This is a genomic window from Streptomyces sp. NPDC002701 (assembly GCF_042889045.1).
Lineage (GTDB): Bacteria > Actinomycetota > Actinomycetes > Streptomycetales > Streptomycetaceae > Streptomyces.
Genome location: NZ_JBIAQL010000005.1, coordinates 173096 through 199451, shown reverse-complemented (window position 1 = coordinate 199451; position 26356 = coordinate 173096). Strand labels below are relative to the sequence as shown.

Here is a 26356-nt window from a genome sequence, read left to right as displayed (position 1 = left end):
GGCGTCACATCACTGATTCGTAGGAGGCAAGTTGCCTGGTTTGGGGTGAACTTCGGCGCTAGGCGGGTTTTGACGGTGCGTAGTCTGTGCGCCATGCAAACCACCGGGAACCGAGTGACGCCCGGGGACGTCCCTGTCCTCGGTGCGGTACGGATGAATGTAAAAACGACCGCATCCGTACTTCGGGGGGACCGGAAACCAGCCGCCGTTTCCAGGCGCGCTCAGGTGCGCCTGCCCGAGGAGTAATCGTTCGATGAGCGAGCACCGTCGCAAACCGCCGCAGCCGCAGGGCGGCGGACGTGCCGCGGCCCGACGCGGCCAGACCGGCTCGTCCTCCGGTCGCCGTGCGGCACCGCGGGGCGCAACCGAGTCTCCTTCCGATTCCTACGACTCGGGGGGTGAGGAACGCCCGTTCGGCAGCCGCGCGGAGGCCCGGCGGGCGTCACAGAGAGGCAGCAGCGGCGGAGGCCGGCGCAGAGCGGCCGACGGCGCCGGTCAGGGCGGCCACGGGGGCGGTGGGCGGCGCGGTGGTCCCGGCGGGCCGACCGGTCCCGGCCGGGGCCGCGGGCGCGGCGCCGTGCCACCGAAGAAGCGGCTCGTGGACTACCCGCGCGCGGGCAGGTACGGGCCGGCGCGCTGGGTGCCGTCCTGGAAGCTCGTGACGGGACTGTTCGTCGGCTTCTTCGGCGGCATGATGGCGATCGCCGGAGTCGCGTACGCGCTGGTGGGCATCCCGGACGTCGCCAAGACGGCCGAGGCGCAGAACAACGTCTACTACTGGGCCGACGGTACGCAGATGGTCGCCACCGGTGGTGAGACGAACCGCCAGATCATCGACTACGCCCGGATCCCCAAGGAGATGCGCTACGCCGTCATCTCGGCCGAGAACAAGACGTTCGAGAACGACCGGGGCGTCGACCCCATGGGCATCGGCCGGGCCCTGTTCAACATGGCCAAGGGCGGCGAGACCCAGGGCGGCTCCACGATCACCCAGCAGTACGTGAAGAACGCGATGCTGGAGGACCAGTCGCAGACGATCTCCCGGAAGTTCAAGGAGCTCTTCGTCTCGATCAAGGTCGGCGCCGAGGTCGACAAGGACGACATCATGGCCGGCTACCTGAACTCGGCCTACTACGGCCGCGGTGCCTACGGGATCCAGGCGGCCGCGCGGACGTACTTCGACAAGGACGCCGAGGACCTCAACCCGAGCCAGTGCGCCTTCCTGGCGGCGGTCCTCAAGGGCGCCACGTACTACGACCCGGCAGGCGCCGAGTCGATCGACCCGGCCGCCACGCCCGCCGCCAACCGCGAGCGCGCGGAGACCCGGTGGCGCTGGATCCTCGGCGAGATGGTCAAGGACGGGCACCTGGCGAAGTCGGAGCAGGCCAAGTACCCCGACTTCCCCACACTGCAGAGCCCGCGGTCCAACGCCCAGCTGGGCGGCCAGATCGGTTACCTCGTCGACCTCGCCAAGGCGTACATCGTCAACAACAGCGAGAAGACCGGGATCACCGAGAAGCAGCTCCGTGAGGGCGGCTACGAGATCCACACCACCTTCGACAAGAAGAAGGTGAAGCAGCTCGAGACCGCGGTGAAGAAGGTCCAGAAGGAGAACATCAAGCCGAAGGTCCGCCCGAGGACGGACGAGCACGTCCAGTTCGGCGGGGCCTCGGTGGACCCGAAGACCGGCGCCATCAAGGCCATCTACGGCGGTGAGGACGCGACCAAGCACTTCACCAACAACGCCGACCAGACCGGTGCCCAGGTCGGGTCGACCTTCAAGCCGTTCGTCCTCGCGGCCGCCATGAAGTGGGGCATCCTCGACCCCGACCTCGGGCGCACCCAGGCCCAGGACGAGAGGATCAAGGTCTCCCCCAAAAGCCTCTACAGCGGCAAGAACAAGCTGAAGATCGAGGACTACGACGGGACGGTCTGGAAGGACAAGGACGAGAAGGAATGGCTGCAGCGGAACGACGGTGACGAGTCGTACAACCCGCCCACCTTCCAGATCGACCTCCGTGAGGCGATGAGGGTCTCCTCCAACTCCGCGTACGTCCAGCTGGGCATGGACGTGGGCCTGGAGAAGGTCAGGGAGTCCGCCCTGGACGCGGGCATCAAGGAGAGCAGCCTGGCCAGCGCCAGCTTCCCGTCCTTCTCCATCGGTACCTCGGACCCCAGTGCGATCCGGATGGCCGGCGCGTACGCCACCTTCGCGGCGAGCGGCAAGCAGAACGAGCCGTACTCGGTCGACGAGATCACCGACAAGGACGGCACGGTCTTCCAGCACGAGAACGCGGCCAGGTCGAAGCAGGCGTTCACCGCCAAGGTCGCGGACAACGTCACGGACGTCCTCAAGACCGTCGTGGACGAGGGCACCGGTACCGCGGCGAAGCTGGACAACCGGCCGGTGGCGGGCAAGACCGGTACGACCGACGGCAACAAGTCCGCCTGGTTCGTGGGGTACACCCCGCAGCTCTCGACCGCGATCTCCATGTACCGCCTGGACGACGACGAGTCCAACAAGAAGCGCGAGTTCCTCGAGATGTACGGGACCGGTGGCCAGGACGAGATCCACGGCGCCTCGTTCCCGGCCGAGATCTGGCACGACTACATGGAGCAGGCGCTCAAGGGCGCGAAGGTCGAGCAGTTCCCGACGCCCGAACCCATCGGCGAGGTCGTCAACGACGTCCCGACCCCGACCCCGACCCCGACGCCCGTCGAGACGGAGGAGGAGAGCGAATCGCCGAGTCCCACACCGACGAAGACCGAGACGTCTCCCTCCCCCTCCCCGAGTGAGACCTGCGGCAACTTCGACTTCGAGTGCCAGGACACCGGCGGGACCAACAACGGCGGGACCGACGCCGGCGGTACCGACGGAGGTGTGAGCCCCTCACCCACGGAATCCGACGAGGAGGAAGAGGGCAACAGCAGAGGCGGCGGCAACGGCAACGGTGCCCTCTTCCAGGGGGCCGAGGGCTAGCCGGCCGAGCTGTTTTCCGGGCGCGAGGTGGCCGCCGACTCCGGTCGGCGGCCCTTTGCGTGTCCGGGCACCGTTCCGCTGGCCGCCCGACGGGCCCGAACCCGCCCGCCCCGGCGGATCCCCCGACACGTACGGCAGGATGTGCGGCATGCCCAGTGCAGAGACGACGCGCGCGAGCGTGCACGAGCCAGATCTGGTGCGGCCGACCAAGGAGGACCCGGTCGCCGCGGCCGGCAGTGAACTGTTCGGAGGCCCGCTCGGACGGCGCGCGCTGACGGGGACGTCCTGGTGGACTCCGGTGCGCATCGTCGCGCTCGTCGCGATCGGCATGTTCGCCCTCGGCATGGTGCAGAAGCTGCCGTGCTACGACGGTGCCTGGTTCTTCGGGGCCAGTTCCCAGTACACGCACGCGTGCTACTCGGACATCCCGCACCTCTACCAGGGGCGTGGCTTCGCCGACGGGCTCGTGCCGTACTTCGACAAGCTCGAAGGCGACATGGAGTACCTCGAGTACCCGGTGCTGACCGGCGTGTTCATGGAGGTCGCCGCCTGGCTCACGCCGGGCAGCGGCAGCATCCAGGACCAGGAGCAGGTCTACTGGATGGTCAACGCCGGGATGCTGATGGCCTGCGCGGCCGTCATCGCCGTCTGTGTGAGCCGTACCCACCGACGGCGGCCCTGGGACGCTCTGCTGGTCGCTCTGGCGCCCGCCTACGCGCTGACCGCCACCATCAACTGGGACCTCCTGGCGGTCGCTCTGACGGCCGCCGCGATGCTGATGTGGTCCCGGAGCCGTCCCCTCGCCTTCGGGGTCCTCCTGGGGCTCGCCACGGCCGCCAAGCTGTATCCCGTGCTGCTGCTGGGACCGCTGCTCGTGCTGTGCTGGCGGGCGGGCAGATGGCGTGAGTTCGGCACGGCCCTGCTCGGCGCGGCCGGCTCCTGGCTCGTCGTGAACCTTCCGGTGATGCTGCTGGCGCCCGAGGGGTGGTCGAAGTTCTACACGTTCAGCCAGGAACGCGGCGTCGACTTCGGCTCCTTCTGGCTGATCCTCTCCCAGCGCATGGAGACGCCGCTCGTCACGGACACCGTCAACACACTGGCCACGGTGCTGATGCTGGTCTCCTGCGTGGGCGTCGCGGCGCTTGCGCTGACCGCTCCGCGCCGGCCCCGCTTCGCCCAGCTGGCGTTCCTGATCGTCGCGGCCTTCATCCTCACCAACAAGGTCTATTCGCCGCAGTACGTACTGTGGCTGGTTCCCCTCGCCGTCCTGGCCCGCCCGAAGTGGCGGGACTTCCTGATCTGGCAGGCGTGCGAGGTCGCGTACTTCCTCGGGATCTGGATGTACCTCGCGTACACGACCAGCGGGGACGCCCACAAGGGGCTCCCCCAGGAGGGGTACCAGCTGGCCATCGCCGTCCACCTGCTGGGGACGCTGTACATCTGCGCCGTGATCGTGCGCGACATCTTCATGCCGGAACGGGACGTGGTGCGCCGTTCCGGTGACGACGACCCGTCGGGCGGCGTGCTGGACGGCGCGGAGGACGTCTTCGTCCTGGGCGCCGCCGCGCGTCCGCCGCGGCACGCGGCGCACTTCGAGGGCCCTTACGTGGAGTGGGGCAGCGGCGGCGAAAACGGGAGGAAATCCTAGTTCGCTCTGAGCGAACAGGGCGCGGGCGCTGCACGCGAAAGGCCGTACACGGTTTCCGTGTACGGCCTTTCGTCTGTGTACGGGCTCTCGGCCGTGGGGCTCCCTGGGACCCTGTGCCCCTGGTGGCTCTGTACGGGCTCCTCAAGGGCCTGTACGGGCCCTCCACGGGCTGTTTGCGGGGCGCCGCGCGGTCAGCGCTCGACGACGCGGTCGAACTGCGTGGTGGTGTGCCGCAGATGGGCCACCAACTCCTCGCCGACCTTCGGCTCGGGAGCGTCCGAGGGCACGAAGAGGATCGAGACCTGCATGTGCGGGGGCTCCGCGAACCAGCGCTGCTTGCCGCCCCAGACGAACGGCGAGAGGTTCCGGTTGACGGTGGCGAGGCCGGCCCGGGCGACGCCCTTGGCGCGTGGCATGACGCCGTGCAGGGCCTTGGGGGCTTCCAGACCCACCCCGTGCGACGTACCGCCCGCCACGACGACCAGCCAGCCGTCCGAGGCGACCTTCTGCTGCCGGTAGCCGAAACGGTCGCCCTTGGCGACGGCGGAGACGTCCAGGACGGCGCCGCGGTACTCGGTCGCGTCATGGTCCCCCAGCCACAGCCGCGTGCCGATACGGGCCCGGAACCGGGTCTGCGGGAACTGCTGCTGCAGCCGGGCGAGCTCGTCCGCCTTGAGGTGGCTGACGAACATCGTGTGCAGCGGAAGCCGTGCCGCGCGCAGCCGGTCCATCCAGCCGATGACCTCCTCGACGGCGTCCGAGCCGTCGGTACGGTCCAGGGGCAGGTGGATCGCGAAGCCCTCCAGCCGCACGTTCTCGATGGCGGCGTGCAGCTGCGGCAGGTCACGCTCGCTCACCCCGTGCCGCTTCATGGAGGACATGACCTCGATGACGACGCGGGCGCCCACCAGGCCGTAGACACCGTCCACGGAGGAGACGGAACGGATGACGCGGTCGGGCAGCGGTACGGGCTCCTCGCCCCGTCTGAAGGGCGTCAGCACCAGCAGGTCGCCGCCGAACCAGTCCTTGATACGCGCCGCCTCGTAGGTCGTGCCGACGGCCAGCACGTCCGAGCCCAGGCGGGTGGCCTCGTCGGCCAGCCGCTCGTGGCCGAAGCCGTAGCCGTTCCCCTTGCAGACGGGCACGAGCCCCGGGAACTGCTCGACCACGTGCTTGTGGTGCGCCCGCCAGCGTGCGGTGTCGACGTAGAGCGTGAGCGCCATGGCCGGACCTGGAACCTTTCTCGTGGCAGCGGTGTATCAGAGGTGTGAGGACGAATTGTGGTGCGTCAGCGGCGCGACATGTAGATGTCGAGCGCCTTGTGAAGCAGTTTGTTGAGCGGGAAGTCCCACTCCCCGAGGTATTCGGCGGCCTGCCCACCGGTACCCACCTTGAACTGGATCAGGCCGAAGAGGTGATCGGTCTCGTCCAGCGAGTCGGAGATGCCGCGCAGGTCGTAGACGGTCGCGCCGAGCGCGTAGGCGTCGCGCAGCATCCGCCACTGCATCGCGTTCGAGGGCCGGACCTCCCGCCCGATGTTGTCGGAGGCGCCGTAGGAGTACCAGACGTGCCCACCGACGACCAGCATCGTCGCGGCGGACAGGTTCACGCCCTCGTGCCGCGCGAAGTACAGCCGCATGCGGTTGGGGTCCTCGGTGTTGAGAGCCGTCCACATGCGCTGGAAGTACGCGAGCGGCCGTGGCCGGAAGTGATCGCGCAGAGCCGTGATCTCGTAGAGCCGCTGCCACTCCTCCAGGTCCTGGTAGCCGCCCTGGACCACCTCGACGCCGGCCTTCTCGGCCTTCTTGATGTTGCGCCGCCAGAGCTGGTTGAAGCCCTTGTGGACGTCCTCGAGGGACCGGTTGGCCAGCGGCACCTGATAGACGTAACGGGGCTGTACGTCGCCGAAGCCCGCCCCGCCGTCCTCGCCCTGCTGCCAGCCCATGCGCCGCAGCTTGTCGGCCACCTCGAAGGCGCGCGGCTCGATGAAGTCGGCCTCGATGTCGCGCAGGCGCTTCACGTCCGGGTCCTGGATGCCCCGCTTGATCGACGTGGCCTCCCAGCGCCGGATGATCACCGGCGGGCCCATCTTCACGGAGAAGGCGCCCTGCTGCTTGAGGTGCGCGAGCATCGGATCCAGCCACTCGGTCAGATTCGGCGCGAACCAGTTGATCACCGGGCCCTCGGGCAGATAGGCGAGGTAGCGCTTGATCTTGGGCAGCTGGCGGTACAGGACGAGACCCGCCCCGACCATCTCGCCGGACCTGTCGTCGAACCATCCGAGGCTCTCGGAGCGCCACTCCGCCTTGACATCTGCCCAGGCCGGGACCTGCATGTGGCTGGCCGCGGGCAGGCTCTGGATGTACGCCAGATGCTGCTCTCGGCTGATGGTCCTCAGGGTCAGGCTCATTCGGGGCGCTCCTCGGGCTGGTGTGTCCCCATGGGTACAGGGGCTCCGGCTCTCGCGCCGAAGCCTACTGCGCCCTGCGAGCGCCTCGTCTGGCTGTCTGCGTCCAGGGCCGCGACCGGTGCGCGGCCGGGACCTCCCGAGGTGTTGCCGGCGGGCGTGACGGGAGCCGGGAGGGCCGGCCGGGACCGCCCGGCTCCCGGCCGCCGTCAGCCGATCACGCCGCCGAAGAGACCGCCGTGTGCCATGCCGAGCAGGAAGCCCACGGCGGAGGCCCCCAGGCCCAGGATCAGCCCGAACCGCTCACGGGTCGTCTCGGAGACGAACTGCCCGTACGCGCCGGTGATGATCCCGATCAGCCCCGCCCACGAACTGAGCAGATGGAGGCTGTGGAACATCGCGGAGACGAAGGCCGTCGCTCCGAGGACCAGCGTCACGGCGAGCAGCGTGTCCTGGAGCGGGTGGGGCTTGTGGTCGGTGGCGAAGAGGGAACCGGCGGTGTTGGGTCGCAATGCCTGTGCCATGTGGCACCTCCTGCGGAAGGCGGCGCATCGTAGCGCCGTACACACCCGATGTGTACAGACTGACGCCCACCGGCCCCGGATTTCAACCGGGAGCCGGTGAGCGGGTAGTCTGTAGCGTCTGCACCGGTGTCTGCCCAGGCCACGACATGGATCCCCCGCTCAGTTCGCTGATCGGCGGCCCGATTGTCAGTGGCGGCCGATACCGTTGCGTACGCATCACAACCCTCCTGCCACGGAACGACCGTGGCCGCTGAGTCCAAAGGAGGTGGGTTACACATGCGTCACTACGAAGTGATGGTCATCCTCGACCCCGATCTCGAAGAGCGTGCTGTCTCGCCGCTGATCGAGAACTTCCTCTCCGTCGTCCGTGAGGCGAACGGAAAGGTCGAAAAGGTCGACACCTGGGGCCGTCGTCGTCTCGCGTACGAGATCAAGAAGAAGCCCGAGGGCATCTACTCGGTCATCGACCTGCAGGCCGAGCCTGCGGTCGTGAAGGAACTCGACCGCCAGATGAACCTGAACGAGTCGGTCCTTCGGACCAAGGTCCTCCGTCCCGAGACCCACTGAGCCCACCAGCTCAGCTGATCTCGGGCATCGAGTAGCAGCACCAAGCAGCCAGCAGCAAACCCGCCGAGAGGTTCCCCCATGGCAGGCGAGACCGTCATCACGGTCGTCGGCAATCTTGTCGACGACCCCGAGCTGCGCTTCACCCCGTCCGGTGCGGCGGTCGCGAAGTTCCGTGTCGCGTCCACTCCCCGCACCTTCGACCGTCAGACCAACGAGTGGAAGGACGGCGAAAGCCTGTTCCTGACCTGCTCGGTCTGGCGTCAGGCGGCGGAGAACGTCGCCGAGTCGCTCCAGCGAGGCATGCGCGTCATCGTGCAGGGCCGGCTGAAGCAGCGGTCCTACGAGGACCGTGAGGGCGTCAAGCGCACGGTCTACGAGCTGGACGTCGAGGAAGTCGGCGCCAGCCTGAAGAACGCCACGGCCAAGGTCACCAAGACCACCGGCCGCGGTGGCCAGGGCGGTTACAGCGGCGGTGGCGGTGGCGGCGGCCAGCAGGGCGGCGGCTGGGGCGGAGGCTCCGGCGGCGGTCAGCAGCAGGGCGGCGGCGGTACTCCCGCCGACGACCCCTGGGCCACCAGCGCCCCTGCCGGCGGTGGCAACCAGGCCGGTGGCGGCGGTGGCGGTGGCTGGGGCGGAAGCTCCGGCGGCTCCAGCGGCGGTTCCGGTGGCGGCTACTCGGACGAGCCCCCCTTCTAGGCCCAGCGCCGAGGGTGGGCCGTACCCACACTTCTTGATCAAACAGGAGAGACACACATGGCGAAGCCGCCTGTGCGCAAGCCGAAGAAGAAGGTCTGCGCATTCTGCAAGGACAAGGTCACGTACGTGGACTACAAGGACACGAACATGCTGCGGAAGTTCATTTCCGACCGCGGCAAGATCCGTGCCCGCCGCGTGACCGGCAACTGCACGCAGCACCAGCGTGACGTCGCCACGGCCGTGAAGAACAGCCGTGAGATGGCGCTGCTGCCCTACACCTCCACCGCGCGATAAGGGAAGGGTGACCGACCAATGAAGATCATCCTCACCCACGAGGTCTCCGGCCTCGGTGCCGCGGGCGACGTCGTCGACGTCAAGGACGGTTACGCTCGCAACTACCTGATCCCGCGGAACTTCGCTATCCGCTGGACCAAGGGTGGCGAGAAGGACGTCGAGCAGATCCGTCGTGCTCGCAAGATCCACGAGATCGCGACGATCGAGCAGGCCAACGAGATCAAGTCCCGTCTCGAGGGCGTCAAGGTCCGTCTGGCCGTCCGCTCCGGCGACGCCGGTCGGCTCTTCGGTTCCGTCACCCCGGCCGACGTCGCTTCGGCGATCAAGGCTTCCGGTGGCCCCGAGGTCGACAAGCGCCGCATCGAGCTGGGCGCGCCGATCAAGACGCTGGGCGCCCACGAGACGTCCGTTCGTCTGCACCCCGAGGTGGCCGCCAAGGTCAACATCGAGGTTGTCGCAGCCTGACCGCTGCGCTCGGCAGAGCTGAGAGAAGGGCCGCACCCGCTGGGGTGCGGCCCTTTTCCATGCGGCTGGTCCGTCGAGCCGGGTAACTGCTCGGGTGGACGCTCGGGCAGATGCGTTTCACGTGAAACAAGTCGGCGGGTGCGGCGGGTGCGGGCGTGGGGTGCAGATACGGGTACGTAATCAGATGCGCGGAGCGCCCGTTTCACGTGAAACGTCAGCGCGTGGCGCCCGTCACGATCCAACGACCCGAGCGGGTGCGCAGCCACAGTGTCAGCATCCGCACGGTCATCATGAGGGTCATCGCCGCCCAGACACCGGTGAGACCGCCACCGAGGGCCGGTATGAGCAGCGCCACCGGAGCGAAGACCGCCAGCGTGAGCAGCATGGCCCGCGCGAGGTACGGGCCGTCTCCCGCGCCCATCAGCACGCCGTCCAGGACGAAGACCACTCCACAGATCGGCTGGGAGAGCGCCACCATGAGCAGAGCGGGAAGAGCTGCGTCGTGGACGATCGAGTCGCTGGTGAACAGGGGGAGGAAAAGAGGGCGGGCGGCGATCACCAGGCCACCGAGTACGACGCCGACGGCGATGCCCCACTCCACCATGCGGCGGCATGCCTCGCGGGCTCCCTGGGTGTCGCCCGCGCCGAGGTAACGCCCGATGATGGCTTGCCCCGCGATGGCGATGGCGTCGAGGGCGAACGCGAGCAGGCTCCACAGAGACAGGATGATCTGGTGGGCCGCGATATCGGCGTCTCCGAGACGGGCGGCGACGGCGGTCGCGATCATGAGGATCGCGCGCAGGGAGAGGGTCCGGACGAGCAGCGGTGCGCCTGCCTGGGCACAGGCGCGTATTCCGGCGATGTCGGGCCGCAGGGACGCACCATGCTTGCGCGCTCCGCGGACCACCACGACGAGGTACGCCGCGGCCATGCCGATCTGGGCGATGACGGTGCCCCAGGCGGAGCCGGCGATACCCAGGTCCGCGCCGTAGACGAGACCCGCGTTCAGGGCGGCGTTGGCGAGGAAACCGGCGAGGGCGACATAGAGCGGTGTCCTTGTGTCCTGCAGGCCGCGCAGAACGCCGGTGGCAGCGAGGACGACGAGCATCGCGGGGATTCCGAGCGCCGAGATCCGCAGATACGTGATGGCGTAGGGGGCGGCGGTGTCCGAGGTCCCGAAGAGTTCCACCAGTGCGGGTGCGGCGGGCAGGAAGACGGCGATGACGGCGGCGCCGAGCAGCAGGGCGAGCCAGATTCCGTCCATGCCCTGACGGATGGCGGCCTGGAGGTCACCGGCTCCGACCCGTCGGGCGACAGCGGCCGTGGTGGCGTACGCGAGGAAGACGAAGATGCTGACGGCGGTGGCGAGGAGGGCGGACGCGACTCCGAGTCCGGCGAGCTGCGCGGTGCCGAGATGGCCGACGATCGCGGTGTCGGCCATGAGGAAGAGCGGCTCGGCGATGAGCGCGCCGAAGGCCGGAACAGCCAGCGCCACGATCTCGCGATCGTGCCGACGCCGGGCGGCCTTGGGGGCCACGGGAGCCTGTGTCATGCACATCAATCTAATCTTCCACAGGTAAGAGATGCAAGCGAGGAGCAACCATTACTGGCAAACTCGTGCGATGCCTCGGCGCACGCCATACGCGTCGATCTTGGCCCGACCTGAAAAGTTTTTCTTCTGCACAGCCGGTGGATGGGATAAGAGCAGGTCAGGGCGTGTGTGGAAAAGAGGCTGAGTGCTTGTTCACAGGGCTGTCCACCGGGTCGTGCACAGGTTTTGCCGAGTTCTCCACAGCATCGGGGCCGTCGTCCACATGGCCTGTGGATAACCAGATTGGCTGACGGTGCCCGCGGGCCTACCGTGGTGCGGCACCCTCTCCCTCCTCCGTCCTCGGAAACCTCGCAAAACCGACGCGTCAGAACCGGAGTTGGGCGTCTCATTTGTCAGTGTCGTGCCGTAGGAATGAGGGGCACGGCGAGGTCCGCTCGGCGGACGGGAGGAGGTGGCCCGGTGAGTATTTCCGAGCCCTTGGACGACCCGTGGGCCGACAGCGGTCCCAGTGATCGTCTGCCGGCCTCCCGCCGCCGCGACGGTGGCCGGGGTCGCGAGGACCAGCACGACCGCGGTTCGGACAACGGCGCCTGGGATGCCGCGGGTTCGTCCTTCGAGCGTGTCCCGCCCCAGGACCTGGATGCCGAGCAGTCCGTCCTCGGCGGCATGCTCCTCTCGAAGGACGCGATCGCCGACGTCGTCGAGGTGCTGAAGGGCCACGACTTCTACCGGCCCGCACACGAGACGGTCTACGGCGCGATCCTCGACCTCTACGCCAAGGGTGAGCCTGCCGACCCGATCACGGTCGCCGCCGAGCTCACCAAGCGCGGCGAGATCACCAAGGTCGGCGGCGCGTCGTATCTGCACACCCTGGTGCAGACGGTCCCGACGGCCGCCAACGCCGAGTACTACGCGGAGATCGTGCACGAGCGCGCGGTCCTGCGCCGCCTGGTCGAGGCCGGCACCCGCATCACGCAGATGGGGTACGCGGCCGACGGCGACGTGGACGAGATCGTCAACAGCGCCCAGGCCGAGATCTACGCCGTCACCGAGCAGCGCACGACCGAGGACTACCTGCCCCTCGGCGACATCATGGAGGGCGCGCTCGACGAGATCGAGGCGATCGGCTCGCGATCGGGGGAGATGACCGGTGTGCCGACCGGCTTCACCGATCTCGACCAGCTGACGAACGGCCTGCACCCCGGCCAGATGATCATCATCGCGGCTCGTCCCGCCATGGGTAAGTCGACGCTGGCCCTGGACTTCGCCCGGGCCTGTTCGATCAAGCACAACATGCCGAGCGTGATCTTCTCGCTCGAGATGGGCCGCAACGAGATCGCGATGCGTCTGCTGTCCGCCGAAGCCCGCGTGGCCCTGCACCACATGCGCTCCGGCACGATGACCGACGAGGACTGGACCCGGCTCGCGCGCCGGATGCCGGATGTCTCGGCCGCCCCGCTCTACATCGACGACTCGCCGAACCTGTCGATGATGGAGATCCGCGCCAAGTGCCGCCGCCTCAAGCAGCGGGCCGACCTGAAGCTCGTCATCATCGACTACCTCCAGCTGATGCAGTCGGGCGGCAAGCGCTCCGAGAGCCGGCAGCAGGAGGTCTCGGACATGTCGCGAAACCTGAAGCTCCTGGCCAAGGAGCTGGAGCTGCCGGTCATCGCGCTGTCGCAGCTGAACCGTGGTCCCGAGCAGCGCACGGACAAGAAGCCGATGGTCTCCGACCTGCGTGAATCCGGATCCATCGAGCAGGACGCGGACATGGTGATCCTCCTGCACCGCGAGGACGCCTACGAGAAGGAGTCGCCGCGCGCCGGCGAGGCGGACATCATCGTGGGCAAGCACCGAAACGGACCGACGGCCACCATCACGGTCGCGTTCCAGGGCCACTACTCGCGCTTCGTGGACATGGCACAGACCTGATGCCCGCGGCGAATCGAGCGCTGCGGAGGTAAATGCGCTCGACGTGGCAGGTGGGGGCAGGTGGACTTGCGCCATGACGACGACACCTGCGGAGACACCCGCGGAAGAACTGCTCCCCGCCACCCGCCGCGCCCTCCTGCACGCCATCGCCACCGCCCAGACGGAAGGACGCGCGCCGTCGTTGGTCGCGGCGGTCGTGCGGGGCGGGAGGACGGTGTGGCACGGATCGCGTACCTCGGTGGACGGCCACGGACCCGACGAGAACGTGCAGTACCGCATCGGCTCGATCACCAAGACGTTCACCGCCGTCCTGGTCATGAGGCTGCGCGACGAGGGCGTGCTCGACCTGGGTGACCCGCTGGAGAAACATCTCCCGGGCACCGGAGCGGGGGAGGCGACGATCGCGCACCTCCTCGCCCACACCGCTGGGCTGGCCGCCGAGTCTCCGGGCCCCTGGTGGGAGCGCACCCCTGGATCGCTGCGCCCCGAACTGGCCGACGTCCTGGGCGAACAGCCGCACCGGCATCCGGCCGGTCGGCGGTTCCACTACTCCAACCCCGGTTACACCCTGCTGGGCGCGTTGGTCGAGGAGGTGCGGGGCGCCCTCTGGGAGGACATCCTGCGGAGCGAGGTGCTCGAACCGCTCGGACTGCACCGGACGAGCGGACAGCCCCAGGCACCGCATGCGGGCGGCTGGGCGGTGCACCCCTGGGCGGACGTGCTGCTGCCCGAGCCGAGCGAGGACCTGGGGCGGATGGCGCCGGCCGGGCAGCTCTGGTCGACCAGCGGTGACCTGGCGCGCTTCGCCGTCTTCCTCGCCCGGGGTGACGACCGGGTGCTGAGCGCGGAGTCCGTACGGGAGATGTGTACGCCCTCCGCTCCGGCCGAGGTGGAAGAGGTGGCGGCAGGCGTCGCGTACGGCCTGGGGATGCAGGTCCTGCACCGGGACGGGCGGACCCTGGCCGGCCACGGGGGTTCTCTCCCGGGCTTCCTCGCCGGGCTCATGATCAGCGTCCAGGACGACCTGGCGGCCGTCGTGCTCGCCAACTGCACCTCCAGCCCGCCCGTGTCCGCGGTCGCCGCCGACCTCGTACGGATCGTCGCGGAGGCCGAGCCCCGGATCCCTGAACCGTGGCGGCCTCTGCCCGAGGTCGATCGGTCCCTACTGGAGCTGGCAGGGCCCTGGTACTGGGGGACACACGCGTTCGCACTGCGTCTGACGGCCGACGGGGACGTCACACTCGGACCTCTGGCGGGCAACGGCCGGCGCTCGCGATTCCGGGTCGGGGCCGACGGGACCTGGACGGGGCTCGACGGCTACTACGCAGGTGAGCTTCTACGGGCCGTGGAGGGCCCTGACGGGTCGGTGACCCACCTGGACCTCGGGTCGTTCGTGTTCACGCGGCAGCCGTACGGTGAGGGCGCTCCGGTGCCGGGCGGAGTGGACCCGGAGGGCTGGCGCGGGATCAAATAGCCGGTCCCTCTCACCTATTGCTTGCTGCGGTGCGACGTGCGGCGTCCTGTTTCACGTGAAACAGGACGCCGCACATGAGAACAGGACGCCCTGCGTACAAACAGGACGTCCCACATCACGCCGGAGACCGTGGATGCGTCGGCGGCGGGACGCACCTCAGAGCTGCAGTTTGAAACCGACGTGCGAGGCCGTGAAGCCCAGCCGTTCGTAGAACCGGTGCGCATCGGTGCGCGAGGCGTCGGAGGTCAGCTGCACCAACTGGCAGCCCTCGCTCCGGGAACGGTCCACGGCCCACTGGATGAAACGGGTGCCCAGGCCGCTGCCCCGCTCGTCGGCGTGGACGCGTACGGCTTCGATGATCGCGCGGGTCGCTCCCTTGCGGGCCAGCCCAGGAACGACGGTGAGCTGGAGGGTGCCGACGACCCGGCCCTCGCGCACGGCGACGACCACGTGCTGGTTCGGATCGCCGCTGAGGCGTTCCAGTGCGGCCAGATAGGGCGTCAGGTCGTCCGGTGACTCACGCTGCGCGCCCAGCGGATCGTCGGCCAGCATCGCGACGATCGCCGGGACGTCGTCCGCGACCGCCGGGCGTATCTCAAGATCTCCCATGGCGACAGCCTAGGCACGAGACAGCGGCTGCCGGACGGGTCCGCCCGGCACGGGCGCGTTCTGCCGCGGCCTGTTGCCTACGCGGGGGTGGGAACGCTCGCCGACTCCACGACGCGGACGAGCGGGGCCAGTTCGGGACTCTTGGCCGCTTCGTCCAGTGCCTCACGCAGTGCCGCGTCATTGGTGGGCCGGGCCTCGTCCAGGAGCTGCAGTCCCGCCTCGCTGACGTTCGTGTAGATGCCACGGCGGTCGGTGGGGCACAGGTAGCGCGAGAGCAGACCGCGGTCCTCCAGGCGGGTCACCAGACGGGTGGTCGCGCTCTGACTGAGGACCACCGCGTCGGCGACCTGCTTCATCTGCAGGTGACCCCCGTCGCCGTCGTGCTGGCGGCTCAGCACGTCGAGGAGTGAGTACTCCCGCACGCTCAGGTCGTGCCGGGCCTGCAGAGCCCGCTCGATGTGCGCCTCGATCCTCCCGTGCAGCAGAGAGAGGGCACACCAGCCCTGGGCGAGAGCGGTGAGTGCGGGATCCGTCGCTGTCATGGCTTTCCTCCGTCCCGGAGCGGCTGCTCACCAGGATAGGGCACGAGCGCAATAGCCTGCGCTTGCAAGTAACCCGCGTCTGCAACTATTGTGAGCGCACGTAAAATGCTCCTGCAATCTCCTGGGAAGGTCCTCCCTCATGCCTCTCGCGCTTCTGGCCCTCGCGATCGGGGCCTTCGGGATCGGCACCACCGAGTTCGTGATCATGGGCTTGCTGCCCGAGGTCGCGGGCGACTTCGGTGTCTCCATCCCCACCGCGGGTTTCCTCGTGACCGGCTACGCGCTCGGAGTCATGTTCGGCGCACCCCTCATGACCGTCCTCGGCACCAAGGTGTCCCGCAAGCGGATGCTGATGCTGCTGATGGGGCTGTTCGTCGTCGGCAACCTGCTCTCCGCCGTCGCCCCCACGTTCTCCGTCATGCTGATCGGACGCGTGGTCGCCTCACTGGCACACGGCGCCTTCTTCGGTATCGGCTCGGTCGTCGCGGCCGACCTCGTGGCGCCGGACAGAAAGGCCGGCGCCATCGCGATGATGTTCACCGGCCTGACCGTCGCCAACGTCGTCGGTGTCCCGCTGGGCACCCTCATCGGGCAGTCCGCAGGCTGGCGTGTGACCTTCACGGTCGTCGCCGCACTGGGCGTCCTCGGTCTGGCAGGCATCGCCAGGCTGGTGCCCGACATGCCCAAGCCGGACGGTGTACGACTGCGTCACGAACTGGCCGCCTTCAAGAACGTCCAGGTCCTGCTCGCGATGGCGATGACCGTCCTGGGCTTCGGCGGAGTGTTCGCGGCGATCACCTACATCGCGCCGATGATGACGCACGTCACCGGCTACGCCGACGGCTCCGTCACCTGGCTGCTTGTCCTCTTCGGCCTCGGCATGGTCGGTGGCAACCTCGTGGGCGGCAGGTTCGCCGACCGCGCCCTCATGCCCATGCTGTACGTGTCACTGGGCGCCCTCGCGGTCGTCCTCGCCCTGTTCACCCTCACCGCCCACAACAAGATCGCGGCGGCCGTCACCATCACCCTCATCGGCGCCCTCGGCTTCGCCACCGTTCCGCCGCTGCAGAAGCGCGTGCTCGACCAGGCACACGGCGCCCCGACGCTCGCGTCCGCCGTCAACATCGGCGCCTTCAACCTCGGCAACGCCCTTTCCGCCTGGCTCGGCGGCGTGGTGATCGCGGCCGGCATGGGGTACACCGCCCCCAACTGGGTCGGTGCCGTCCTCGCCGCCGCAGCCCTGCTGCTCGCCGTCCTCTCGGCCGCCCTGGAACGCCGTGCCGCCCCGGCCGGCCACTCGGCCGTCCCGGTCACCGCCGACGCCGAGCAGGCTCAGTCCGTAGGACAACGGGCCGGCATCCCCCACTGAGGCTCGGCCGTGAAACCCGTCTCAGTGCGAGGCGGGCCTCAGGACCGGCCGGAACCCCCACACAGCGCCACCGCGCACCTCACCTGGCAAGGAGACATGCCCCATGAGCACCACCACCGTCACCCCGCTGACCATTCAGGACGCCGAGGCTCTCGTCGCGGCCGCCCGCCGTGCCGCGGAAGCCGAAGACATCGCGGTCAGCGTCACGGTCCTCGACGCGGGCGGCCACCTGCTCGCCTTCCGGCGGGACGACCGGGCGGTCCTGATCTCGGGCGAGACCAGCACCCGTAAGGCGTACACGGCACTGCAACTCGACACCCCCACCGCGGACCTGGTCGAAGCCGTCCGTCCCGGAGGGCTCTTCCACACCCTGCCGACCGCGCTCGACCGCCCGCTCCTGTTCATCGCGGGCGGTGTCCCGGTCCATCGCGACGGCCGCCTGATCGGCGCGATCGGGGTCGGTGGTGGCGCGCCCCAGCAGGACCACACCTTTGCCGCCGCCGCGCTGAACACCCTCGTACAGCAGGAGAGCCCCGAGCGGTTCAGCCCGCGGCCACGGTGAGCGGGGCGAAGCGCCGGGTCCAGTCACCCGGCAACTCCCCGATGCCGTACGTCATGACCGCGTTGAAACTCAGGGGGGCGAGCCCGCGTTCCTTGGCCCACGCGAGCAACTCCTCATGCCGTACGTCGATGTCGGTACGCAGGGGACGGTCGGTGCAGGAGGCCAGCGAGGCGATGAGCGCCTTCGCCGTCTCGGTGTCCCGGGCGATCAGCGGGCCCACGACATGGCTGTCCATGTTCGGCCAGGCGGCGGCGTACCCGATGATCCGGCCGTTCTCCTCGGCGACGTGCAACTGGTCGGAGAAGGCCGGCAGCCGCGTGATCATGTGCGTCCGGTCCGCGCCGAAGACCTCCTCGTCGAGGCGGAGGATCGTGGCGAGGTCCCCGGCCGTGGCCGGACGGATGGCGGCCTCGTGCTGCGGGCCACCGGGAACGAAGTGGCCGCGGACCATCTCGGCCCGTCCGACGACCTTGAAGCCCAGCTCCTCATAGAGAGGGCGCCCGTACGGGGTGGCATGCAGCGTCAGCGGAGTCGTCCCCAGTTCGGCCACCACATGGCGCATGAGCCGGCGCCCGATGCCCCGGCGGGCGTGCTGCTCGGCTACCAGCACCATGCCGATCGCCGCCAGATCAGGTTGCTCCCGCGGTCCGTAGGAGGTGACGACGCAGGCGGTGACGAGGCCCCCGCCGGGGTCGTCGATACCGTAGCCGGTGCCGGCCGCGAGCAGCAGACCCCACTTGTGTTCCTCGCGGGGCCAGCCGCGGTTCTCGGAAAGGTCGGCGCAGGCGGAGAGATCCCGAGGCGTCAGACGGCGAATGGGCAGAGCGGCGGGGGAAGGAGTCGACACGCAGGTCAGGCTGTCTGACGGGTGGCTCCCGCGTCCACCGGTTTGCGGACGGCCGTACGGATCCTTTGCCCGCGCCGGGTCAGCCCCCATGGCTTGAGGACCGAGATCGCCGTCATGAAGAGATAGGCGGACAGCGAGACGACCGGCCCGAACAGGACGTCTCCGGGGTCGGGCAGTGGTCCACCCGCGGACACGACGGCGACCGCGGAACCGACCCCGGGGCGCAGGGCGAAAACGGTGGCCGTGGCCGTGGCCAGGGTCAGCCAGAACTTGGTGTAGACCCACCGGTGCCTCGCCAGGCCCCACGGTGTGCCCAGGGACAGCACCAGGCCGCTGAGGAGCGTGAGGAAGGCGAGGGGGAGCAGGAGCCAGTCGGCGAAGGTCTTCATGGCGCGGACGGAGGCTTCCAAGGTCGCCGCGGACCCGGTGGTGGTCGCGGTGATCCCCAGTGCGAGCAGCCCGAGCGTGAGCCCGAGCCAGGACGCGGACGCGGCGATGTGGACGACGAGGTTGGCCCGGCGTGCGGGGCGGCTTAGTTTCACGTGAAACACCGTGCCGGGCGCGAGCGTCCGGGGCGTCTGACGGCGGGAGTAAGTCCGCGTACTAGCCTCGGCGTACCCACCCGCGCCCACCGTGAGGGCGGGATCTGCGGGATCCTGGTGAATTGGTGTGCCCCGCCCGGTAATTGAGAGAAGCGACGGGACGTCCCCCCTATCAATTCCTGACGTAAGGAAGGTGGGACTTGTGTGCCGGACGGCGGCCGGTATGGTCGACTCCGGTTCGTGTCCGGCGCGGTGTCCGCACCTCCCGCCGGGCATTCCGCCGAGGTGAACACAGGGTATTGCAGCTTAACGGGACAGAGAGATCGAAGAATCGCATTTCCGGTTACGTGACCGGGTGTTGGTGCTGGGGTGGGATGCTGCGATGACGACAGTGCGGCCAATGTCACACTCTGGGCTCACTTGTCCGCGAAGTATGTGCTGACGCGGTTGAATGTGTCCCACGGGCTGACAAGGCGGAACGGGCGGAACGGGGCGAAGTAAGCAGTCTGCGGGGGAAAGCATGCACCTTCCGATCAAGAAGGTGCGCAGACCGACCGAAAGATGTTCGAGGCGAGGCACAGCATGGACGCTCCGACCACCACGTCGGCCGACAACGGCACTTCCGGGGGCGGCGGCGGAGGCGGCTGGTTCACGCCGCACACACCGCCGGAGCCGCCCTCGGGTGGTGAGCAGGAGGCCACCGAGGGGCGGCGTCTGGCCGGGCTGCGCCCTGTCGGCAGGTCCGTGGCGCGAGACGCCGGCCCGGACCGGCGAATACCCCGGCGCGCGGACTCCGGATCGGACTCCGAGAGCGCCGCCCGTGCCGGCTCGGCCACGCCCCCGGCGGCGTCCCGCGAGGCGATACCCTCCACGCCGTCGCACCCCGGGCCTCCCCCTCCGCCCCAGGCGCGCCACGCCCCTCCCGGCGCCGGCCGGGGCCCCGCCGTCCACCCCCCTGCTCCCGCCCCGGCCTCCGCTCCCGCGCCGGTCGCGGGCCCCACCTCGGATTCCGCCTCCACGGGGTCCGCCTCCGGGGAGCCCGCCCCCACGCGGCCCGCTCCCGCCCGCCCCGCCTCTCCCGACGCCGTGCTGATCCGCCGCACGATGGACGAGGTGGCGCCCGTCGCCGACAAGGTCACCTCGTACTTCTACGCGTTGCTCTTCGTGCGCCATCCGGACCTGCGCCCCCTGTTCCCCGCCGCGATGGACGCCCAGCGCGACCGGCTGCTCAAGGCATTACTGACGGCGGCCGAGCACATCGACAACACCGAAGTCCTTGTCGCGTATCTGCAGAACCTCGGTCGCGGCCACCGCAAGTACGGCACCCGCCCCGAGCACTACCCGGCCGTCGGAGAGTGCCTCCTCGGCGCGCTCAGCCGGTTCGCCGAAACGGTCTGGAACCAGGAGACGGAAGCGGCCTGGGTGAGGGCGTACACGACGATCTCCCAGATCATGATCGACGCGGCCGCCGCGGACGAACTGCGCGCCCCGGCCTGGTGGTACGCCGAGGTCGTCTCGCACGATCTGCGGACCGCGGACGTCGCTGTCGTCACGGTCCGGCCCGATCAGCCGTACCCCTTCCTCGCCGGGCAGTACACGAGCCTGGAGACCCCTTGGTGGCCACGCGTCTGGCGGCACTACTCGTTCGCCTCGGCACCGCGGTCCGACGGACTGCTGTCCTTCCATGTGAAGGCGGTTCCGGCCGGCTGGGTCTCCAGTGCGCTGGTGCACAGGGCCCGCCCCGGCGACATCATCAGGCTCGGCCCGCCCGCAGGTTCGATGACCGTCGATCACACCTCCGACAGCGGACTGCTCTGTCTGGGCGGCGGCACCGGTATCGCTCCGATCAAGGCGCTGGTCGAGGACGTTGCCGAGCACGGCCGACGGCGACCGGTCGAGGTCTTCTACGGTGCCCGCACCGGTCACGACCTGTACGACATCGACACCATGCTCCGGCTCCAGCAGAGTCACTCATGGCTCGCGGTGCGTCCGATCGTCGACCAGCAGGCGCACCTGCAGCTCCCGGACGCCATACGCGAGTTCGGTCCGTGGGACGCGTACGACGCCTACCTCTCGGGCCCGCCCGGCATGATCCGTAACGGCGTGGACGCCCTGCGGGACATCGGCATGCCGTCAGAGAGGATCCGGCACGACGCGGTGGAGGATCTCGTCGCGATCCGGGACTGACGAAGACCGGCACCGTGCGGGACGACGGTCGCCCAGGACCACACCGGGCCCGCGATGGCGAGCCGTCAGCCCAGATCGGGTGCGTGCATCGCCCGCAGGCCCTCGATGTTCCCGTCGAGATAGTGCCGCAGGGACAGCGGGACGAGATGGACGGAAGCGATGCCCACACGGGTGAAGGGGATCCGCACGATCTCGTACTCGCCGCTCGGCTCCTCGATCTCGGGGCCATGACGCAGCGAGAGGTCCATGGATTCCAGGCGGCAGACGAAGAAGTGCTGCACTTTCACCCCGGTCGAACTGCTGTCCTCGCCGATGTGCTCGACGGTGTCGACGAAGCAGGGCACGACGTCGGCGATCTTGGCACCGAGTTCCTCGTCCACTTCACGGTGGAGCGCGGCGACAACGGTGGCATCCTCCGGCTCCACCCCACCACCGGGCGTCAGCCAGTAGGGATCGACTCCGGGCTTGGTCCGCTTGATCAGGATCAGGTCGTCGCCGTCCAGCAGGACAGCCCGGGCGGTGCGCTTGACCACAGGACGATCGGTCATGGGAGGAATGTGGCCCGGTTGGTTCCACGTGAAACATCGCCGTCCCGACCAGGTGAGGCATCCACGTCACGACCAGCCGGCAGCGGCGTGCGTCAACCACTCGTGCGCCCGCGCAATGTGCGGCATGGCCAGGGTGCCGGTGCGTACCACCAGGAAGTACGTACGGAGTGGAGGCACCGCGGGCTCGGTCAGGGCGACCACCTCGCCCCGCTCCAGAGCCGGCCCGCACAGATAGCGGGGCAGTACCGCGAGTCCCGCGCCGGTGGCGGCGCAGGCGAGCACCGCGCGCAGGTCGGGAACGATGACGGTGCCCGACGCGGCGGGCAGGGAGTCGAAGACGGCAGCCCAGTAGCGGGCGATGAACGGCAACGACTCGTGCACCTCCACGACGGGCAGGTTCTCCAGCGCGAGCGCCCCCTCGCTCCGTAACCTGCCGGTGCCGATGTGGGTGACCCAGCGCGGGGCGGCGACCAGCACGTGCTCCTCGTCGCAGAGCGGAGTCGCGGTGAGCAGAGAACCCCGGGGGCGGGCCGTACTGATGGCCAGATCATGATGTCCGGCGGAGAGCCCCTCCAGCGTTTCCTCCGCATTGCCGAAGGAGGCCCGCAGGGCGAATCCGTGACCGTCGTTGCCGATCAGCTCGGTGAGTGCGGGCAGCGCGCGTTCGGCGGTGAATTCCGGCGGGCCGGCGAGGTGGAGGGTGCGGAGGGACGAGTCCGCGTCGAGGCCGGTCTCGGCGATCTCCACCAGGGCGTCGAGATGCGGAGCGGCTTTGTGGGCGAGTTCGTCGCCGATGGTGGTGGGGGTCACCCCGCGGGCCTGGCGCAGGAACAGGGGGCGCCCCAGCTGCCGTTCCAGCGTGCGGATCTGCGAGGTGACGGCCGGCTGGGACAGACCGAGCAGGGCGGCGGCGCGGGTGAAGGAGCCGGCCCGGTGCACGGTCACAAAGGTCCGCAGCAGGGCCAGATCCATGGCATCCCTTCCTTCTCCGACTCCTCGGAAGTCCCCAACTATAAATATGTCGATAGGTCTCTGTCGCTACCGTGATTGGACACTGACACAGAGTCAACTAGCCTTGTTCGCGCGGTTCTTCGCGCACAGAACCGGGACGGTCCGAGCCACGAGGGGGGAGGCTCGGACCGTCCGCTCCACGCAGTGTGGCCACCGGCCGGTCGTCAGAGGGCGCTCACTTCGCGGACTCGTCGAGCGCCCGCAGGACATCCGCCACCAGGTCCTCCGGATCCTCGGCGCCGACCGAGAAGCGGATGAAGCCCTCCGGGACCGCGTCGCCGCCCCAGCGGCCGCGCCGCTCGGCCGTCGACCGCACCCCGCCGAAGCTCGTCGCGTCGTCCACCAGCCGCAGCGCGTCGAGGAAACGATCGGCACGCGCGCGCGTGGGCAGCGTGAACGACACCACGCACCCGTAACGCCGCATCTGCCGCGAGGCGATGGTGTGCGAGGGGTCGCCGGGCAGCCCCGGGTAACGGACCCCGAGCTCCTCGCGCCAGTCCCGCAGTGCCTCGGCGATCACCAGCGCGTTCGCGTTCTGGCGGTCCACGCGCATCTGCAGCGTGGCGAGCGAGCGGTGCGCGAGCCATGCCTCCATGGGGCCGGGGATCGCCCCGACGATCTTGCGCCAGCGGCGTACGGCGGCCATCGCGGAGGCATCGGTGCCCGCGACGTACCCCAGGAGGACGTCTCCGTGCCCGGTGAGCTGCTTGGTCCCACTGGCCACGGAGAAGTCGGCGCCCAACTCCAGCGGCCGCTGCCCGAGCGGGGTCGCCAGGGTGTTGTCGACCGCGACGAGACAGCCGCGCGCATGGGCCGCCTCGACGAGCCGCCGCACGTCGCACACGTCGAGTCCCGGGTTCGACGGGGTCTCGATCCACAGCAGCTTCGCTCCGTCGAGGACGCCGAGCTGGGCGTCGCCGCCGGTCGGCGCGGTGCGCACCTCGATCCCGTACGCCTCCAGCTGTTCGCGTACCAGCGGCAGGACCTGGTAGCCGTCGTCGGGCAGCACGACCGTGTCACCCGCGCGCAGCTGGGAGAAGAGGACGGCCGAGATGGCGGCCATACCGGAGGCGAGGACGAGCGTCTCCACGCCGTCCCGCCCCGGAGCCTCCAGCTCGCCGATGGCGCGCTCCAGGTGGGTCCAGGTCGGGTTCTCGTCGCGTCCGTAGGTGTACGGGCCGGTGGGGTCGCCCGGCAGGTGGAAGTGCGCCGCGAAGACCGGGCCCGGGAGGGTCGGCTCGTGCTTGACCGGTTCGGGCAGACCCGCCCGCACGGCACGCGTGCCGTCGCCCGCTCCTTCGAAAGATTGCGTCATGCTGGCTGTTCCTCCACTTGCTCCCGCGCAGCGGCGAGCGGTCCGGCGCTCACCGCCTCCACCATCTCAAGACCCTTCTCGAAGCCGTCCACGCCCCCGTGGTTCCGGACGGCTCAGTCCTCGTCCGGGAGGACGACGTTCAGCGCCCAGGAGACGATCGAGATGATCAGGCCGCCCAGGACGGCGGTCCAGAAGCCGTCGACGTGGAAACTCAGGTCGAGCTTGTCCGCCAGCCACGAGGTGAGCAGCAGCATCAGCGCGTTGACCACCAGGGTGATCAGTCCGAGGGTCAGGATGAACAGCGGGAAGGTGAGGATCTGCACGACCGGCTTGACCAGAAAGTTCACCAGGCCGAAGAGCAGCGCGACGAGCAGGAGCGTGCCGACCTCCTTGCCGGTGCTGTCACCGGTCAGGGTGATCTTGTCGAGCAGCCATACCGCCACCGCCAGGGCGCCCGCGTTGGCGATCGTCTTGACTACGAAATTCTTCATGTGTCTGATCGTGGCAGAAGAGATCGACCACGAGCAGCGGGGCAGGGGCGGACAGGGCGATGAAAGCATTCCGGCTGGACGAACTGGAGGCGGAGCGCGCCGCCAACGACGGCGCGTACCTTCAGTTCCTGCGCGAGAAGAACATGTCGGTCGGCCTGTACGCGCTGGACGCGGGGACCCAGGACCCCCAGCAGCCCCACAGCCAGGACGAGGTGTACTTCGTGGTGAGCGGCCGTGCCGCGATCACGGTGGGCATGGAGACGACCCAGGTGGCGCGCGGCAGTGTCGTGTACGTGCCTGCGGGCGTGGCCCACAAGTTCCACCACATCAGCGAGGATCTGAGGGTTCTCGTGGTCTTCTCTCCGCCGGAGAGCTGACCTCCGTCTCAGGGTTCCCTAGGGGGACGGTCAGGGGAGGACAAGGGGTGCGAAGCCCCCGTCGGCACCCCTGCCGGGCCTAGCATCGAAGACAGGACATTCGAGACCCGCCGGCAGGGCGGAGCGGGCAGAGACCGCACTCGGACACGGGCAGAGAGACGAGGAACAGGGCGATGCGAGAGATCTTCGCGGGGATGCCGTGGTGGGTTAAGTGGGTCGCGGTGCCGGTCATCGCCCTGGTCGTGTTCGGCGGCCTGATAGCGAGCGTCGTCGGGTTCGTGATCGGCCTGCTGTTCAAGCTGCTGGTGTTCGTGGCACTGGTCGGTGGACTGATCTACGTCGTACGGAAGTTCATGTCGGGCTCGTCGGCCAGGAGTGACTGGTAGGCGGTCGGACGGGGATGGGGCTGGCCGCCGGAGTCACCGGAAGCAGGGGTCCACAGTTCCCTCGGGTGGGGGAAGTTTTCGACGCATACCGTGAGCGATCGGTGGCAGACGGTTAAAGTCCGGAACTCGACGCGGGGGTGACCCTCGCGAGCGGCGTTCCGATCCCTCCCGTGATACCCCCGCGCGGGCGGCCCCCCTCGTGCTTCGGGAGTGACCCTTGGCCACGGTTGACACCGCGCCGGCAGGACCGCAGGTTTTCCCCTCCGAACCGCACCCCACGACCCTCATCGGCTCGGTGCGGCGCGCGATGCGTCTTCTTGAGTCCGTCGCCCGTCATGAGCACGGAGCGCCCGCGAAGCAACTGGCCCGCGAGGCCGGGCTGGCCCTCCCCACGGCGTACCACCTGCTGCGCACCCTGGCGCACGAGGGATATCTGCGGCGCGAGAAGGGCCTGTTCTTCCTCGGCGAGGCCACCGAGCGCCTGAGCGGCAGCGGCGCCGAGCAGAAACGTCGCAGCGCGATGGCCGACGCGCTGGAGAGGTGGCGCGATTCGGTCGGTGCCCCGGTGTACTACGCGGTCTACCGCGACGGGGAGATCGAGGTCCAGTGCGTCGCCGACACCCCAGGCAACCCGGCGGTCGAGGAGTGGGCGGACTTCCGGGAGACGGGGCACGCGCACGCGATCGGCCAGTGCCTGCTGTCCCAGTTGGACGACGAGGCGCGCAGGGACCATCTCGACCGCTATCCCGTGCAGGCCGTCACGCCGTATACGGTGCGTGACGATCAGGCCCTGATGCGGCGTCTCGAATCGACTCGGCGCATGCAGCCCGTGATCGAACATCAGGAGTACGCGCTGGGCGCGGTCTGTGCCGCGATCCCGATCACGATGGGCGGTACGGCCGCCGCGGTGGCCATCTCCATGCCGTCCCACCAGGTCGATCGGCTGCTGCCGGCAGCACGCCGACTGCAGAGCGGGATCAGCGGACTGCTGGGAACTCTCGCCCTCTCTATCAGCATCTGAAAACTCACTC

General features: G+C 69.1%; 26 protein-coding genes. 14 read left to right on the top strand and 12 right to left on the bottom strand.

Going from position 1 to position 26356, the window contains the following annotated elements; genetic code table 11:
• The first annotated feature begins 253 nt into the window (after positions 1-253).
• Both ACFYXC_RS16685 and ACFYXC_RS16680 read left to right on the top strand, forming a co-directional pair.
• A complete protein-coding gene (locus tag ACFYXC_RS16685) occupies positions 254-2980 on the top strand; it encodes a transglycosylase domain-containing protein (protein ID WP_389552014.1) in 2727 nt (908 codons plus the stop codon).
• 139 nt (positions 2981-3119) lie between these two features.
• A complete protein-coding gene (locus ACFYXC_RS16680; RefSeq protein ID WP_389552809.1) occupies positions 3120-4628 on the top strand; it encodes a glycosyltransferase family 87 protein in 1509 nt (502 codons plus the stop codon).
• 191 nt (positions 4629-4819) lie between these two features.
• On the opposite strand, the gene ACFYXC_RS16675 is transcribed toward ACFYXC_RS16680, so the two are convergent.
• The 3 genes from ACFYXC_RS16675 to ACFYXC_RS16665 form a co-directional block, all read right to left on the bottom strand.
• Positions 4820-5851 (bottom strand): alanine racemase, encoded by a 1032-nt coding sequence (locus ACFYXC_RS16675; protein ID WP_388923197.1) that lies wholly within the window; start codon positions 5849-5851, stop codon positions 4820-4822.
• Between the two features lie 65 nt (positions 5852-5916).
• A complete protein-coding gene (gene femX, locus ACFYXC_RS16670; RefSeq protein WP_388923195.1) occupies positions 5917-7038 on the bottom strand; it encodes a peptidoglycan bridge formation glycyltransferase FemX in 1122 nt (373 codons plus the stop codon).
• 206 nt (positions 7039-7244) lie between these two features.
• A complete protein-coding gene (locus tag ACFYXC_RS16665; protein WP_389552011.1) occupies positions 7245-7559 on the bottom strand; it encodes a hypothetical protein in 315 nt (104 codons plus the stop codon).
• Between the two features lie 276 nt (positions 7560-7835).
• On the opposite strand from ACFYXC_RS16665, the gene rpsF reads away from it, so the two are divergent.
• From rpsF to rplI, 4 genes are all read left to right on the top strand, one after another.
• A complete protein-coding gene (gene rpsF / locus ACFYXC_RS16660; protein WP_028804085.1) occupies positions 7836-8126 on the top strand; it encodes a 30S ribosomal protein S6 in 291 nt (96 codons plus the stop codon).
• 78 nt (positions 8127-8204) lie between these two features.
• Positions 8205-8822, top strand: a complete 618-nt coding sequence (locus ACFYXC_RS16655; protein WP_389552009.1) for a single-stranded DNA-binding protein — start codon at positions 8205-8207, stop codon at positions 8820-8822.
• A gap of 57 nt (positions 8823-8879) precedes the next feature.
• Positions 8880-9116: a 30S ribosomal protein S18 gene (rpsR, locus tag ACFYXC_RS16650; RefSeq protein ID WP_003949403.1), complete on the top strand. Its 237-nt coding sequence runs from the start codon at positions 8880-8882 to the stop codon at positions 9114-9116.
• Between the two features lie 18 nt (positions 9117-9134).
• On the top strand, positions 9135-9581 hold the full coding sequence (gene rplI / locus ACFYXC_RS16645) for a 50S ribosomal protein L9 (protein ID WP_388923185.1): 447 nt from the start codon (positions 9135-9137) through the stop codon (positions 9579-9581).
• 214 nt (positions 9582-9795) lie between these two features.
• Here rplI and ACFYXC_RS16640 read toward each other — a convergent pair whose 3' ends face one another.
• Complete coding sequence (locus ACFYXC_RS16640) at positions 9796-11142, bottom strand: MATE family efflux transporter (protein ID WP_389552006.1); 1347 nt, start codon at positions 11140-11142, stop codon at positions 9796-9798.
• A 450-nt stretch (positions 11143-11592) separates the two neighbouring features.
• Here ACFYXC_RS16640 and dnaB point away from each other — a divergent pair, with 450 nt between their 5' ends.
• Positions 11593-13065, top strand: a complete 1473-nt coding sequence (dnaB, locus tag ACFYXC_RS16635) for a replicative DNA helicase (protein ID WP_388923178.1) — start codon at positions 11593-11595, stop codon at positions 13063-13065.
• A 73-nt stretch (positions 13066-13138) separates the two neighbouring features.
• Entirely contained in the window at positions 13139-14539 is a 1401-nt protein-coding gene (locus ACFYXC_RS16630; RefSeq protein ID WP_389552002.1) for a serine hydrolase domain-containing protein, read from the top strand.
• A gap of 156 nt (positions 14540-14695) precedes the next feature.
• On the opposite strand, the gene ACFYXC_RS16625 is transcribed toward ACFYXC_RS16630, so the two are convergent.
• Positions 14696-15148 carry a GNAT family N-acetyltransferase gene (locus tag ACFYXC_RS16625; protein WP_388923172.1) on the bottom strand — a complete coding sequence of 151 codons (453 nt, stop codon included), beginning with the start codon at positions 15146-15148 and terminating at the stop codon, positions 14696-14698.
• A 77-nt stretch (positions 15149-15225) separates the two neighbouring features.
• Positions 15226-15690, bottom strand: coding sequence for a MarR family winged helix-turn-helix transcriptional regulator (locus ACFYXC_RS16620; protein WP_388923169.1), 465 nt, complete (start codon positions 15688-15690; stop codon positions 15226-15228).
• Positions 15691-15829: 139 nt separating this feature from the next.
• Between ACFYXC_RS16620 and ACFYXC_RS16615 the strand changes: the two genes are divergently transcribed.
• The gene (locus ACFYXC_RS16615) at positions 15830-17059 is read left to right on the top strand and encodes an MFS transporter (RefSeq protein WP_388923166.1); all 1230 of its coding nucleotides are present in this window, start codon (positions 15830-15832) and stop codon (positions 17057-17059) included.
• A gap of 103 nt (positions 17060-17162) precedes the next feature.
• Positions 17163-17621: a heme-binding protein gene (locus ACFYXC_RS16610; RefSeq protein WP_388923162.1), complete on the top strand. Its 459-nt coding sequence runs from the start codon at positions 17163-17165 to the stop codon at positions 17619-17621.
• On the opposite strand, the gene ACFYXC_RS16605 is transcribed toward ACFYXC_RS16610, so the two are convergent.
• The gene (locus tag ACFYXC_RS16605) at positions 17602-18468 is read right to left on the bottom strand and encodes a GNAT family N-acetyltransferase (RefSeq protein ID WP_388923158.1); all 867 of its coding nucleotides are present in this window, start codon (positions 18466-18468) and stop codon (positions 17602-17604) included. The genes ACFYXC_RS16610 and ACFYXC_RS16605 overlap by 20 nt on opposite strands.
• 5 nt (positions 18469-18473) lie before the next feature.
• On the bottom strand, positions 18474-19010 hold the full coding sequence (locus tag ACFYXC_RS16600; RefSeq protein ID WP_389551997.1) for a DUF2269 domain-containing protein: 537 nt from the start codon (positions 19008-19010) through the stop codon (positions 18474-18476).
• Between the two features lie 582 nt (positions 19011-19592).
• Here ACFYXC_RS16600 and ACFYXC_RS16595 point away from each other — a divergent pair.
• Positions 19593-21197: a globin domain-containing protein gene (locus ACFYXC_RS16595; protein ID WP_389551996.1), complete on the top strand. Its 1605-nt coding sequence runs from the start codon at positions 19593-19595 to the stop codon at positions 21195-21197.
• A gap of 65 nt (positions 21198-21262) precedes the next feature.
• On the opposite strand, the gene ACFYXC_RS16590 is transcribed toward ACFYXC_RS16595, so the two are convergent.
• The 4 genes from ACFYXC_RS16590 to ACFYXC_RS16575 form a co-directional block, all read right to left on the bottom strand.
• A complete protein-coding gene (locus ACFYXC_RS16590) occupies positions 21263-21745 on the bottom strand; it encodes an NUDIX domain-containing protein (RefSeq protein WP_388923149.1) in 483 nt (160 codons plus the stop codon).
• A 66-nt stretch (positions 21746-21811) separates the two neighbouring features.
• On the bottom strand, positions 21812-22717 hold the full coding sequence (locus ACFYXC_RS16585) for a LysR family transcriptional regulator (RefSeq protein ID WP_389551992.1): 906 nt from the start codon (positions 22715-22717) through the stop codon (positions 21812-21814).
• 214 nt (positions 22718-22931) lie between these two features.
• On the bottom strand, positions 22932-24071 hold the full coding sequence (locus ACFYXC_RS16580) for a cystathionine gamma-lyase (protein WP_389551989.1): 1140 nt from the start codon (positions 24069-24071) through the stop codon (positions 22932-22934).
• Positions 24072-24184: 113 nt separating this feature from the next.
• Positions 24185-24562 carry a phage holin family protein gene (locus ACFYXC_RS16575; RefSeq protein ID WP_388923141.1) on the bottom strand — a complete coding sequence of 126 codons (378 nt, stop codon included), beginning with the start codon at positions 24560-24562 and terminating at the stop codon, positions 24185-24187.
• A gap of 59 nt (positions 24563-24621) precedes the next feature.
• On the opposite strand from ACFYXC_RS16575, the gene ACFYXC_RS16570 reads away from it, so the two are divergent.
• The 3 genes from ACFYXC_RS16570 to ACFYXC_RS16560 all read left to right on the top strand — a co-directional run bounded on the left by ACFYXC_RS16570 (position 24622) and on the right by ACFYXC_RS16560 (position 26346).
• Positions 24622-24939, top strand: coding sequence for a cupin domain-containing protein (locus ACFYXC_RS16570; protein WP_388923138.1), 318 nt, complete (start codon positions 24622-24624; stop codon positions 24937-24939).
• Positions 24940-25112: 173 nt separating this feature from the next.
• Entirely contained in the window at positions 25113-25325 is a 213-nt protein-coding gene (locus ACFYXC_RS16565) for a DUF5326 family protein (protein WP_388923135.1), read from the top strand.
• A gap of 217 nt (positions 25326-25542) precedes the next feature.
• On the top strand, positions 25543-26346 hold the full coding sequence (locus ACFYXC_RS16560; protein ID WP_389551984.1) for an IclR family transcriptional regulator: 804 nt from the start codon (positions 25543-25545) through the stop codon (positions 26344-26346).
• Positions 26347-26356: the final 10 nt, after the last annotated feature.